Below are 12,664 nucleotides of genomic sequence, written 5' to 3'. Positions count from 1 at the left end.
TCCACGCTTTCCCTTATAATCTTACGTCAATCTGTGTTTTAATCGGATCTTCCCTAGAGATCCCTAAATATTTAAGTGTTTCAGAAGGACTAGAATGGTTGAAATGCCTTTGCAATAGAGATATGGCTACTCCCCTTTTATAGGCATGGTAGCCAAATGTTTTCCGAAGTGAGTTTGTTCCGATTTTACCTTTTATGCCTGCATGTTCTGCAGCTTGATGAATAACTCGATATGCTTGCTGTCGAGTAATCGGTAACTTTGTTTTTTTCGATAAAAATAAAAAATCCTCTCTCTTTAGATCTGCACATTCAACGTACTGAGCAATAATCTTCTTCACTGTTTCGTTTAAGAAAACTTCTTTATTCCCTTCTTTGTTAGGAACAGAATAAAAATCATGCACGATTAAATCTTCCGATAACAAATCTTTTACTTGCATGCAAAGCAATTCAGTAATTTTCAAACCCGTATTGATCCCTAAAACAAATAGAACATAATCACGTACAGAGTTTTTCTTTAAATAGCGTTTAATCGCATTGATCTCTTTGATATCTCTTAAAGCTTCAACATATTCCATCTCAATATCCACCTTATATGATGTTACTTAATACTATTATATCAAAGGGTTATGTAACATTAAAAAGATATGCTCAATTCTCAATCTTTATTAATCTTTACTTTTCCCCACAGAAAAAACCTCCTAAAACAGAAGGTTTTAACTTAAAAGGATTCTATATGATCTTCTTGAATCTTTATCGCTTTTACATTTGGAAAGAATTCCTGGATTCGAACCACTAAGTTTTCTACTCCAAAGATTTCGGTAAACGTGTGACTTCCCACATAAAAGTGGATGCCTGCAAATTTCGCATATTGTACAGAATATAATGATCGTTCTCCTGTAATAAATGCATCGCAATCGTGATTTTTTGCATATTGTATGAGTGATGTTTGGTTTCCTGCCCCAGTAAGAATACCCACCTTTTGAATGGGTCGATCATGATTCTCCCATGCTTTAATGGGCTCTTCCATCACCCGTTCGAGACGGTCTTTTAGTTCGATAAATGAAAGTGGTGTATGAAAGACACCGATACCCGGAAACTCTTGGTTATCCTTAAATGTGGATAATGTCGTAATCTTATCAATATGAATGCGTTCGAATAGTGCTGTACTCGTTCCAAATTCTACAAAATCAAGGGGATAATGAGTGAAATAATGCGAAATGTGATGTTTTCTTAATCTATCTAAGCAAACTTCTTTCATTCCGTACACAAAATCCCAAGCGTCATGATGGGTGATCAAGAGGTCCGCCCCAATTGTATGAGCTTTCTCTACAGTCTCTGGTGTTAAATTTGTTGCATATGCGATTACGTTAACCTCTTTCTCGAGTTTATGTGTAAAACCATATTCACCCTCGTTTTCAAATTCTAGTAGCCAATTTCCAAATAGTTTTAGCATCAATTCTTCGAAATCACTCGTTTTCATAAAGGTATCTCCCACACTTCTTATTTCAATTATTATTACATTATTTTCTAATTAGAGCTATAAAAAAAAAGACCAAGTAAACAAACCTCGGTCTTATTGAATGTATTTATTTCGTTTCATCCTCTAACGAACTATCAAGATGCTTTATTAGATCATAATAGTCATCTGGTCTTTGGAACTGATCCACAGACCAATGCTGTTTGATCCACTGAGCAACTTCAGTCGCACTGTTAAATACTTCACCTGTCGTATCACTATCTCTTACTGTAAAGACCATATTGTCATAATCAACCGTTACATCACACGGAAACTTTCCGTCCTTCTTATAGAGTGAATATTCCACTTCTCTTAGCCTCCTTGTTCATTACTTTCTTACAGAAGTAATACCCACTCTCTTGCTATTTTATGACACTTCGATTTATAACTTTTTAATCAAGGTATAAAACCTCGCTGCAACGTTCATTCTGATAAAGATTGTTTTAATCGTTCTGTGAGTAAGTTTGAGTCGTTTTAGAACTATTCAAATATAAGTAGGACAAGGAGTAAATGAAGATGCAAAGTTTGATGATAAAAATTTTAGGTATTCCACTCGCCCTTGTATTAGCCAATTTTTTATTTAAGAGTGTAGATTTCGAGTTTGTCCAACCATTCATTTGGATTACGGTTATACTAGCTCCTCTTGGGGTACTGCTCGAGTATATCATGGTTCCTCGCATCTCTTACGGCAAACAATTAACCATAGATTTTGCGACAAGTTTTGTACTCGTCTATCTACTAGGGTTAGTATTGCCTGGAGTAGCCATCTCATTATGGGGATCGTTCCTTGTAGCCATCTTGGTAACATGCATGGAGGCAATGGTTCACAAGCATCTGATCTCTGACCACATGGATCACTCATATCGCTAATACAAAAAAGTGATTCGTTCTTATTCGAACGAATCACTTTTACTGTTTTCCAACTATTTTTCACATGTATATACGAATGCAGGAGGAAAGTTTTTCGGTACAAATGCAATTTCAACGGTACGAAAGACCTCTTGAAACGTTCTTTTCATCTGAGTAGAATACTGAAAGGCTACGAACACTCCTCCTGGTCGAAGCGCACGATATACTTCTTCAACGATTTCTCTTTGCAAGTTACGAGTGAAATTAGCAAAAGGAAGTCCTGAGAAAATCGCATCCATAGTTGCTTCCTCTTTACCACTGCTTATTAGAATGTGACGAGCATCTTCACAGACAGTGTGCTTATTGAAATGAAGTGTTAATTTTTTCCTCATCTCTTCCTCTTTTTCGAATATATAAAACTCTGAGTCAGGCTTTAGGTTACGTACAATTTCTTTTGTAATGACTCCGGTTCCCGCTCCTAATTCAGCAGCGATGTCAATATGATCCCAGCAAAGCTGAGTGGTCATCTTCTTAGCTAAGCTTAGAGAACTTGGAAAAAGACTCCCGACTTGTTTTGGTGATTGAAAAAACTTTTGTATAAATAGTGGGGTTCCGCCATCCACCCTCAACACCTACTTTAATTCCGATTATTACAATCAATTTTATCTAGTATATTCAGTTATCTTTTGTTGGTGAGAAAATAAGGAATGCATGAATTTTTTTCCACTTATTTCGTTTGTTCAATCATACTTCAGGGAATATTTATGTGTAGCACATTCTGCGACTGTGCAGTGTTTCACTTTTCTTTCCTACAATTCAACAGTGGTAAAAATTATAATTGATTAATATGTAAGGTTTTGTTACATTAAAAAATGGTGTACAGCTGAGATAGACAAAAGATTAAATGAGGTGTATGTATGGATTGGATCAACAATTTCATAGGAAGTGTTAACACATATTTATGGTCGTATATCCTGATTGTTATGTTGATTGGGTTAGGCCTTTATTTTACGGTTCGAACAAAGTTTGTTCAGTTCCGCATGTTTGGTGAGATGATCAGGCTTTTGGGTGAAGGTGCAAAAGCTGATAAGAAAGGCGTTTCTTCGTTTCAAGCATTCTGTATCAGTACAGCTTCACGCGTAGGTACAGGTAACCTAGCAGGGGTAGCACTTGCAATTACGGCAGGTGGACCTGGAGCCGTTTTCTGGATGTGGCTGATCGCATTAATCGGTTCTGCTTCTGCATTCGTAGAAAGTACGTTAGCTCAGATCTACAAAGTTCGAGATGGAGTCGCATTCCGTGGTGGACCTGCTTATTACATGGAAAAAGCATTGAATGCTCGCTGGATGGGTGTTATTTTTGCCATCTTAATTTCTATTACGTTCGGACTAGCTTTCAACTCTGTTCAATCGAATACGATAGCAAGTGCGTTTGGACAATCGTTTGATATTAAACCTGTTTATGTAAGTATTTTCTTAGCCGTTGTAACTGCAATTATCATTTTTGGTGGCATTAAACGGATTGCTAAAGTATCAGAAATCATCGTTCCAATTATGGCTGGGCTTTATATCCTTGTAGCTCTGTTTGTGATGGTTACAAATCTTACAGAACTTCCCGCCGTTTTCAGCATGATCTTCGAAGGTGCTTTTGGTGTAGAAGAAGTAGCTGGTGGAGCATTAGGCGCAGCGATGATGAATGGTATCAAGCGTGGGCTATTCTCCAATGAAGCCGGTATGGGTAGTGCGCCTAACGCAGCTGCAACTGCAGATGTGAGCCATCCCGTTAAACAAGGATTGATCCAATCTCTAGGTGTTTTTGTAGACACACTTTTGATCTGTTCTTCTACCGCCTTTATTATCCTGTTATCTGGGATGTACGATTCCAAGGAAGCGGATGGAATTATCTTGACGCAGGAAGCTTTAAACACTTTGCTTGGATCTTGGGGTGGCCCATTCTTAGCCGTTATCGTCATGTTGTTCGCATTTAGTTCAGTAGTAGGAAATTATTATTATGGTGAATCTAACATTGAGTTTATCAGTACGAACAAAACGTGGTTGTTTATCTATCGCTTAGCCGTTGTCGCTATGGTTGGATACGGTGCAATCGCATCGCTTGATTTTGTTTGGAGTTTAGCTGACATGTTCATGGGACTCATGGCAATCATCAATTTAATCGCGATTTCTTTGCTTGGAAAAATTGCATTTGATGCTCTCGGAGACTATCTGAAACAAAAGAAAGAAGGAAAAGATCCCGTTTTCCGACCGTCTAGTATCGGACTAAAAAACACAGAAGCTTGGGATGAAGAAGGTTCTACAGAGAAATAAAAATGAAAGAAGACTTCCTGAGTGAAGTCTTCTTTCATTTATGTTAGTTTAAAATTGACGGAGAACTGCTATTGCTAGTTACAGATCAAAAAACTGGCATGGTTAGCCGGTTTATAATTACCATTTATTACTCAACCTATTTTAAGTTGCATTTTCCTCTGCAGGCGGGGAAAGTAAATTCTTCAATTGTTGTTCAAGATCCTGCAAAGAAAGCTCGTATAAATGACGTCCATCTGCTGTCTTGTAGATATTATGTAACAATAGATCAGCAATTAAATTTTCTCTTTTTTGATGGTCCGCTGACACGTTCAATCCCTCCTGTAAATCTCTTCAACATTTTACTTACCCTGAAATGATGGAGAAAAAACTTCCATTAATAGTTTATGTAAAAAAATGACGAAGGTGTTGTAATTTTATAACCATTATCTTCCGTCAAGGTTACCCGCTTTTGGTTAAATTGTCAATTGTTTCAAGACAATAAATGTCGTGGATACTGTAATTGATTTGCTGAAAAAGTGTTTACTAAACAAACTCATCATAGATAGATAGATAAAGGAGAGGTGTTATGTTTGAAGGTGGTTTAAACGTAGATTATTTTATACTATTACTTGCCATTCTACTCTTACTAGGCGTCGTTACTACGAAGTTCTCTTCACGCTTTGGTGTACCTGCACTTGTACTTTTTATTGGAATCGGAATGCTTTTAGGAAGTGATGGACTCAATTTTATTTATTTTGATGATCCGCACGTAAGTCAGCTAGTCGGCGTAATTGCTCTTATTATCATCTTATTTGAAGGTGGACTTCAGACAAAATGGACGAGCGTAAAACCTGTCCTATCCACTTCACTGTCACTTGCTACGTTTGGAGTATTCCTTACAACAGCAGTTGTTGCGGTATCTGTTAAGTTGTTATTGGATGTTAGTTGGCTAGAAGCATTTCTGTTCGGTTCGATCGTTGGCTCTACGGATGCTGCTGCAGTATTCTCCGTTTTGGCCGGAAAAAATGTGAAAGAGAAGCTTTCTTCAACGCTTGAAGCAGAATCTGGTTCCAATGATCCGATGGCAGTATTTTTGACGATTACCTTTATTGAACTTCTTACAAAAGACTCAACTTCCATTATAGGACTTGTCCTATCATTCTTTTGGCAGATGGGTATGGGAGCTGTTTTGGGCTATCTCTTTGGTAAGCTTGCTGTTTATGCCATTAACCGTATCAGACTTGAATCCAGTGGCCTCTATCCTGTTTTCGCTCTTTCTTTTGCTATCTTAACCTATGGGATTACAATGCTCGCTGGAGCAAGTGGTCTGCTTGCGGTATATGTTGCGGCTGTGTTTATGGGGAATAGTCATCTGACCTACAGAAACTCAATCGTACGGTTTAACGAAGGTTTCGCTTGGATGATGCAGATTTTAATGTTTGCGATCTTAGGTTTACTTGTTTTTCCAAGCGAGCTGTTTCATATCGATATCATGCTGAAAGGCTTGATGATCTCTTTCGTTCTCATTGTTATCGCGCGGCCAATAGGTGTTTTCCTAAGTATGCCGACTTCTTCTTTCTCTATAAACGAAAAAATATTTATCTCGTGGTCTGGTCTGCGTGGTGCTGTTCCTATTGTTCTCGCTACGTTTCCACTCATTGAAGGTGTTGAGAACAGCCAGTTGCTCTTTAATCTCGTTTTCTTTGTTGTTCTTACATCAGCACTCATCCAAGGATCGACCATCCCTTGGGTAGCTCAAAAATTAAAATTAACTGAGAAAGAAAAACCTACATCCCCGCATGTTTTAGAACTTGTTTCAATGGGTAAAGCCAATGCAGAAATCGTAGAATTCTTTGTACCCGAACATGCAAAAATTATCGGACAGACACTTGAGGAAATTTCCTTACCAAAAGAATCTACGGTAAGTGCAATGATCCGAGGCGATGAACTGATCACACCAACAGGAAGAACAGAAATTCACGCTCACGATATTCTCTACATCATGGCACATAAAACAAAACTGAAGAGTGTAACGGATTATTTATCCAAACAAAATATTGAAAAGAATTAAAGAAAAAGCCGGGAAACACTTCCCCGGCTTTTCTTATGCACCTTTTTCTACATGTACTTGATGAGGATATGGAATCTCGATGCCATTCGCATCCAAAGCTTCTTTTAAAGCTTTACGTAACTCTCTTTCGACCGCCCACTGTTCTCCGTTAATCGTCTTAGAAATAATACGAATCACCACATCAGACGATCCTAACATTTGAACACCCAACACATTTGGTCCTTCAATAATGCTCGGATTCTTTTCTTTTACTTTGTCACAAGCATCTTGTAGTATGACGAGAGCCTTGTCTATATTTTCTTCATAGGCAATACCTATATCAACAAGTGCACGCATATTCCCCCGTGTATGGTTCGCGATCGTACTGATTTCACGGTTCGGCATATAGTTCAATGTGCCATCAAATGCTCGTATGTGAGTCGTTCTCAGACCCACTTCCTCTACAATTCCATCGACCCCGCCGATCGTAACATAGTCTCCGACCTCCATCTGCTTTTCAAGAAGGATGAAGAAACCTGTTACAACATCACTTACGAGTCCTTGCGCTCCAAAACCTATAGCTAATCCAACTACCCCTGCTCCTGCTATAAGAGTACCGATTTCAAGTCCGAACTGCTTGAATATGATACCAGCAAAAACAAAGATCAATACGTATGAAAACAGGTTGACTACAAGCTTTTGCAGCGTAATAATTCTGCCTGAAGACATCTTTCTATGTGTTGCTGCTTTATCAAACATTCGGTTGATCACACGTCTACCGATCGAACGGATCACCAAGAACATGACGATGATCAATAGAAACTTCATTGCCCATAAACCAGCCGCTAGCATAATCTCAGCCCAGTTTATTTTTTCCAGCCACTTTTGCCATTTTTCCAAAAAAACCACTCCCACGATGTACAATAGAATACTCCTTATTGTACAAAGCTTCGAGTGGCTTTTCAATCATTTGCAAAAAACTATGGTGCCATAACAGGCGTACGATCAATCTTGAAGCCCATATCTTTTATCATCTTATGATCTGCCGTTGACTCTTGTCCTCTCGTCGTAAGATAGTCACCTACAAATATTGAGTTTGCGGCATACAGACCGAGTGGCTGAAGACTTCTTAAATTCACCTCACGTCCACCTGATATACGAATCTCCTTCGTCGGATTAATATAACGAAATAATGCAAGTACTTTCAAACAGTAGCGGGGATCAAGCTCGTCTGTCCCTTCTAACGGTGTACCATCAATCGCATGCAAGAAATTGACTGGAATAGAATCTGCGTCAAGTACGTTAAGACTTCTTACCATATCAATAACATCTTGCTTCGTCTCTCTCATACCTATAATAACTCCTGAGCATGGAGAGATCCCGCTTTCCTTAACGATGTTGACCGTATTCACTCGATCATCATAGGAGTGAGACGTTGTAATATTTTCATGATTTCGAGCGGAAGTGTTGAGGTTATGATTGTATCGATCAACACCTGCTTCCTTTAGACGCACTGCTTGTTCTGGCTTTAATATTCCTAGACAAGCACAAACCTTTAAGCCATATGTATTCTTGATTTCTTTAACAGCTTCAACAACTTTATCCACATCACGGTTAGTAGGTCCACGCCCACTTGCAACAATGCAATACGTTCCAACGTTTAAGTTATACGCGGTCTCTGCCCCTTTTACCATCTCTTTACTATCCATCATTCGATACGTCTCGATGGGTGCAGTCGATACGATCGATTGTGAGCAATATCCGCAGTTTTCTGGGCATGCGCCTGACTTTGTATTAATAATCATGTTGAGTTTTACGAGATTACCATAATAATGCTTTCTGATCTGATAAGCGCCATGCAGCAATAATAACAGATCTTCATCAGGACAATTTAAAATATCAAGAGCTTCTTCATTCGTAATCTCTTCTCCACTCAATACTTTTTTTGCAAGAGTATTCCAGATCACTTTAACACCACTCCTTTATGAGGCATGCTTTGTTCGTTGAGAAATTGATTTTTTACGCGCAAAATTTATTCTCGGTGCTAACATACCTGCACAAATCGCTAGAATAATATCTTTAGGTAGCGGAACCATCATCCACGCCCAAGCCATAGAGTAAGTGAAACCTTCTGGTGCATCTGCCCACATTTTATACGCCATGAACATCAGGTTTGTCCCTACAATATAGTTAACGGCTGTTCCAACAAGGGTTGCTACAATGTATGAAGCTTTCCCACCATTCTTTTCAATAATTAAACCCGTTAGATACGCAACCAGAATATATGATAATAAAAACCCAAAGGTCGGGCTGATCACGGTTGCAAAGCCACCTTTAAATTGAGCGAACACTGGTGCTCCGACTAATCCGACTAGTACGTATACACTCATAGAGATTGCTCCTAATCTACTTCCTAACAATGCTCCTGCTAGAATACAGAAAAAGGTTTGCAACGTAATTGGCACCCCACCAACCACCATGAACGGAAACATGGTGGTGATATTTGCACCAATCGCCATCAGCGCTACAAACATACCAACTAGCGTAATATCAATCGTTTTCAAACCATTTCTTTGTGCTGTCATCTTCATAAACCTCCACATATAAGTTCTGTATACGCTTCTAGAATAGCGAAGGTTTTCAAATACGTCAACTTAAAATATATTTTAGTTAACATATATATAATGAGTAAACCATTCTATAAGCTAGAATGGTTTAGAGACAGAGATATGTCGATTATTGGCGAAAATCGTTTAAATTATTTTATGTGTGAAATAATGTGCAATTACCGTGAAATTAATGTAGCTTACCGTGAATAAAAAATAGATTACCATGAAATTATACATTTCACGGTAATCTAAACTTGCTATCGGTGCACTTATTTCCGACATCATCAAGCCAGTTTCTCCTCAAAAATCTTATTTATCCCCCGTAAACTTGATTCCTTTAACAAAATATCGATTAAAGAATGCGTATAGAACGATAATCGGTAATGTAAAGACCATCGATGCGGCCATAATATAGTTCCAAAACGAGATAAACTGGCCTTTGAACGAGTTCAACCCTAGTGGCAGAGTGAACATGTCTTGATCAGATAAAATGATGAGAGGTCTCATGAAATCGTTCCAGAACGCCATGAATACGAATATTGTCTGAGCTGCAAGTGCCGGTTTAGCAAGAGGTAAAACGATACGGAAAAATGTACCGAAGCGTCCAAGTCCATCGATTGCAGCTGCTTCTTCCACTTCTTTTGGAAAGTTTATGAAAAACTGTCTCATCATAAAGATGAACGTCGCGTTCACCGCTCCTGGAATGATCATCCCTTGATAAGAATTCAGCCATCCAATTTCCTTCAATATTAAGAAGTTAGGAATGAGCGTTACTTGGAAAGGAATCATCAAGACGGCCAAGATCATTAAGAAAATGCTCTTTTTCCCTGGAAAACTTAATCTTGCGAGTGCATACCCAGCCATAGAGTTAAACAATAAGTTTAATAGCGTTCCGACTGTTGCGATGAACAAACTATTAAACAACCATCTTCCGAATAGTGGCTCCCTTGTAAAAATCTGCTTATAGTTATCAAGTGTAAAGTCTTTTGGAATAAAATTAATCGATCCACTTACGATCTCACCTAAAGTTTTAAAGGAAGAAGACAGTGCCCACAAAAACGGTATAACGGTGATGATTGCGTAAACGACAAGGATTACATACAAAGCTTTTCTTCCAGCCGTACGTTTTTTCATGGTATCTCCTCCTTAGTATAGTGATTCTTCTTTTGAAAATTTGCGTTGTAAAAGGGTTGCCACTAAGATGATGATGGCAAGCATGAAAGCGATCGCTGTAGCATAACCCATCGTTCCAAGTGTCTTAAATGCATATTGATAGATTAAAAGAACGACCGTAAGCGTGGAGTTGTTCGGTCCGCCTGATCCTCCAGAGAAAATGTACGATTGATCGAAAAGCTGGAATGTTCCGATCAGACCCATGATCACCACAAAAGATGTTACCGGTCGTAAGTTTGGAACGGTTATATGCCAAAACTTTTGAATCGGACCGGCTCCGTCGAGTTCAGCTGCTTCATAGTGACTGTCTGGAATATCTTGAAGAGCTGCGAGATAGATAACCATGAAAAACGGTGCTGTTGCCCAAATATTCATGATCATAATCGCGATAAGAGCTACGTCTGGATCACCTATCCAGTTATACGTTGGCAGATTTAAGAACTTTAATACATAGTTGATCAATCCGTTCTGATTATACATCCACATAAATATAAGTGTTAAGACAGCGGATGAAGTTAAAGTCGGTAAGAAATAAACGATGCGAAAGAATTTCTGTCCTTTGAGCCCTGCATTCAATGATGCTGCTAATACTAGAGCCAGGAACGTCTGGGTCGGTACTACGATCGCCACATAGATTCCCGTGTTCTTCAGTGCAATAATCGCTCGATCATCAAATGTAACTTTCATAAAGTTATCGAGCCCTCTAAACTCATAGGTCGCACCGCCAATTAGTTCTACTTTATGAAAGGAAAGAAATACAGCGTAAAGGATCGGTGCGATTACAAACACGCCTAATACGAGGAGCGCAGGCAGCAGGAATAGATACCCTTGTCCCGCTTCTCTTCTATCTTTTTTTGATAACATCTTCACATGGTTCACCTCGATTCAAAAATCTATTATTCTGTTACTTTTATCTCTCTGTTCGCCTGCTTCTCTGCATCTTTTAACGCTTCTTTTAAAGGGCGGTCACCTAAATATGCACTAAGAAATTGGTTGTTGAAATTGTTCATCACAATTGGCAATGTAGGACCATCCTGCCATACTGTTGCATAGTCTGCCCCACTGACAAGAGGACCGCGAAGTTCATCTTGATCAAAACCTAGATCAGCCGCTACAGATTTTCTTGTCGGAAGGGCAAAACCTTTGCTTGTCCACTTCTTCATTCCTTCTTTACCTGTGAGATATTCGATCAGTTCCCATGACTCTTTCTTATGCTCTGATTCTGAATTCATCGCATACCCGACTGCAAATGACATCGTCCCTTTTTTACCGTTAACTGTCGGCAGTTCTGCTGTTCCATAATCAAGCTCTGGAAACGTGTCTTCTAAAAAAGGTATGTTCCAGTTCCCTTCCATAACCATTGCAGCATTGCCGCGACCGAACATCTCACCAGCGGATTGCCCTGCACCCACTTCTGAAGGCGTTGCTGCAGTCTTATCTTTAATATGCATATCAACAACCGGCTGAATAGCTTCCACAACTTTGTCATCAGCAAAAGTGGCCCGACCATCAGTGATGACCTGTCCACCACTAGATTCTGCCATATAATACATTCGTTCAATCTGTGGAAGCATTCCAAGTCCGTATACTTGCTTTTCTTGGTCCGTCAGCTTTTTAGCCACGACCTCCATCTCTTCCCACGTTTTTGGAGGTTCTTTTATTCCAGCTTCTTTGAACATTTTTTTGTTATAGAAAAGAGCGAGTGTTGAGTAATCTTTTGGCAGACCGTAAAGCTTCTCACCTTCTTTAAAAGCATCAAGCATCGGTTTTTCGAAATCTGAGAGATCAAAGTCTGTTGTCACATATTTATTTAACGGTTCAACAGCGCCTGTCTCAATGAGAGCAGGAGCTTCAAAAGCATCAAGATAGAATACATCTGCTGCGGTTCCACCGATCAATCGTGTCTTCAGTACATCCATGTATTGATCACTGATCGTATTCAGTTTTACATCAATGTGGGGATGTTCTTTTTCAAAATCTGATAGAACTTCGTTTAACAATTTCTTTTCAGTCGGATTTCCTCCCCAACCACTCAGAACAATCTCTGTTTTCCCTGATTGAGTTTCTTCTTTTCCGTTGTCATTTCCACAGCCAGTTAACATGGTTGCTAGAATTAGCGATGATACACCGCATGCGGACAGCCACTTTGTACGTCTCATCTTCTA

Annotated in this window: 14 protein-coding genes; 3 read left to right on the top strand and 11 right to left on the bottom strand. The window is 39.1% G+C overall.

Features of this window, described 5'->3' with window-relative positions; all coding sequences use genetic code 11:
* Positions 1–13: 13 nt before the first annotated feature.
* The 3 genes from ABE65_RS06400 to ABE65_RS06390 all read right to left on the bottom strand — a co-directional run bounded on the left by ABE65_RS06400 (position 14) and on the right by ABE65_RS06390 (position 1,822).
* Positions 14–574 carry a tyrosine-type recombinase/integrase gene (locus tag ABE65_RS06400; RefSeq protein WP_066392599.1) on the bottom strand — a complete coding sequence of 187 codons (561 nt, stop codon included), beginning with the start codon at positions 572–574 and terminating at the stop codon, positions 14–16.
* 143 nt (positions 575–717) lie between these two features.
* A complete protein-coding gene (locus ABE65_RS06395; protein ID WP_066392592.1) occupies positions 718–1,479 on the bottom strand; it encodes a Nif3-like dinuclear metal center hexameric protein in 762 nt (253 codons plus the stop codon).
* A 106-nt stretch (positions 1,480–1,585) separates the two neighbouring features.
* On the bottom strand, positions 1,586–1,822 hold the full coding sequence (locus ABE65_RS06390) for a glycine--tRNA ligase (RefSeq protein ID WP_066392590.1): 237 nt from the start codon (positions 1,820–1,822) through the stop codon (positions 1,586–1,588).
* Positions 1,823–2,031: 209 nt separating this feature from the next.
* Between ABE65_RS06390 and ABE65_RS06385 the strand changes: the two genes are divergently transcribed.
* Positions 2,032–2,385, top strand: coding sequence for a DUF2512 family protein (locus tag ABE65_RS06385; protein ID WP_066392587.1), 354 nt, complete (start codon positions 2,032–2,034; stop codon positions 2,383–2,385).
* Between the two features lie 53 nt (positions 2,386–2,438).
* Here ABE65_RS06385 and ABE65_RS06380 read toward each other — a convergent pair whose 3' ends face one another.
* Positions 2,439–2,987, bottom strand: coding sequence for a class I SAM-dependent methyltransferase (locus ABE65_RS06380; RefSeq protein WP_082861314.1), 549 nt, complete (start codon positions 2,985–2,987; stop codon positions 2,439–2,441).
* 294 nt (positions 2,988–3,281) lie between these two features.
* Here ABE65_RS06380 and ABE65_RS06375 point away from each other — a divergent pair, with 294 nt between their 5' ends.
* Complete coding sequence (locus ABE65_RS06375) at positions 3,282–4,688, top strand: alanine/glycine:cation symporter family protein (protein WP_066392585.1); 1,407 nt, start codon at positions 3,282–3,284, stop codon at positions 4,686–4,688.
* A gap of 141 nt (positions 4,689–4,829) precedes the next feature.
* On the opposite strand, the gene ABE65_RS21465 is transcribed toward ABE65_RS06375, so the two are convergent.
* A complete protein-coding gene (locus ABE65_RS21465) occupies positions 4,830–4,994 on the bottom strand; it encodes a Fur-regulated basic protein FbpA (RefSeq protein WP_231887864.1) in 165 nt (54 codons plus the stop codon).
* A gap of 259 nt (positions 4,995–5,253) precedes the next feature.
* On the opposite strand from ABE65_RS21465, the gene ABE65_RS06370 reads away from it, so the two are divergent.
* Complete coding sequence (locus ABE65_RS06370; protein ID WP_066392584.1) at positions 5,254–6,738, top strand: potassium/proton antiporter; 1,485 nt, start codon at positions 5,254–5,256, stop codon at positions 6,736–6,738.
* Positions 6,739–6,771: 33 nt separating this feature from the next.
* On the opposite strand, the gene ABE65_RS06365 is transcribed toward ABE65_RS06370, so the two are convergent.
* The 6 genes from ABE65_RS06365 to ABE65_RS06340 all read right to left on the bottom strand — a co-directional run bounded on the left by ABE65_RS06365 (position 6,772) and on the right by ABE65_RS06340 (position 12,658).
* Entirely contained in the window at positions 6,772–7,569 is a 798-nt protein-coding gene (locus ABE65_RS06365) for a mechanosensitive ion channel family protein (protein ID WP_066399839.1), read from the bottom strand.
* 128 nt (positions 7,570–7,697) lie between these two features.
* A complete protein-coding gene (gene bioB, locus ABE65_RS06360) occupies positions 7,698–8,684 on the bottom strand; it encodes a biotin synthase BioB (RefSeq protein ID WP_066392583.1) in 987 nt (328 codons plus the stop codon).
* A 15-nt stretch (positions 8,685–8,699) separates the two neighbouring features.
* Positions 8,700–9,302: a biotin transporter BioY gene (locus ABE65_RS06355; RefSeq protein ID WP_066392581.1), complete on the bottom strand. Its 603-nt coding sequence runs from the start codon at positions 9,300–9,302 to the stop codon at positions 8,700–8,702.
* Between the two features lie 333 nt (positions 9,303–9,635).
* A complete protein-coding gene (locus tag ABE65_RS06350) occupies positions 9,636–10,460 on the bottom strand; it encodes a carbohydrate ABC transporter permease (RefSeq protein WP_066392578.1) in 825 nt (274 codons plus the stop codon).
* A gap of 12 nt (positions 10,461–10,472) precedes the next feature.
* Positions 10,473–11,363: a carbohydrate ABC transporter permease gene (locus ABE65_RS06345; protein WP_066392575.1), complete on the bottom strand. Its 891-nt coding sequence runs from the start codon at positions 11,361–11,363 to the stop codon at positions 10,473–10,475.
* A gap of 32 nt (positions 11,364–11,395) precedes the next feature.
* A complete protein-coding gene (locus tag ABE65_RS06340; protein ID WP_066392573.1) occupies positions 11,396–12,658 on the bottom strand; it encodes an ABC transporter substrate-binding protein in 1,263 nt (420 codons plus the stop codon).
* Positions 12,659–12,664: the final 6 nt, after the last annotated feature.

Origin of the sequence: Fictibacillus phosphorivorans (assembly GCF_001629705.1) — a bacterium.
GTDB lineage: Bacteria > Bacillota > Bacilli > Bacillales > Fictibacillaceae > Fictibacillus > Fictibacillus phosphorivorans_A.
The sequence above is the reverse complement of the archived record's forward strand: the minus strand, read 5'-3'. Positions and strand labels throughout refer to the sequence as shown.

Bases quoted from the DNA above. Each gene is read 5' to 3' on its own strand.
- ABE65_RS06400 (WP_066392599.1), bottom strand. From the start codon at position 574: ATGGAATATGTTGAAGCTTTAAGAGATATCAAAGAGATCAATGCGATT.
- ABE65_RS06395 (WP_066392592.1), bottom strand. From the start codon at position 1,479: ATGAAAACGAGTGATTTCGAAGAATTGATGCTAAAACTATTTGGAAAT.
- ABE65_RS06385 (WP_066392587.1), top strand. From the start codon at position 2,032: ATGCAAAGTTTGATGATAAAAATTTTAGGTATTCCACTCGCCCTTGTA.
- ABE65_RS06375 (WP_066392585.1), top strand. From the start codon at position 3,282: ATGGATTGGATCAACAATTTCATAGGAAGTGTTAACACATATTTATGG.
- ABE65_RS06370 (WP_066392584.1), top strand. From the start codon at position 5,254: ATGTTTGAAGGTGGTTTAAACGTAGATTATTTTATACTATTACTTGCC.
- ABE65_RS06365 (WP_066399839.1), bottom strand. From the start codon at position 7,569: ATGCTAGCGGCTGGTTTATGGGCAATGAAGTTTCTATTGATCATCGTC.
- ABE65_RS06355 (WP_066392581.1), bottom strand. From the start codon at position 9,302: ATGACAGCACAAAGAAATGGTTTGAAAACGATTGATATTACGCTAGTT.
- ABE65_RS06350 (WP_066392578.1), bottom strand. From the start codon at position 10,460: ATGAAAAAACGTACGGCTGGAAGAAAAGCTTTGTATGTAATCCTTGTC.
- ABE65_RS06345 (WP_066392575.1), bottom strand. From the start codon at position 11,363: ATGTTATCAAAAAAAGATAGAAGAGAAGCGGGACAAGGGTATCTATTC.
- ABE65_RS06340 (WP_066392573.1), bottom strand. From the start codon at position 12,658: ATGAGACGTACAAAGTGGCTGTCCGCATGCGGTGTATCATCGCTAATT.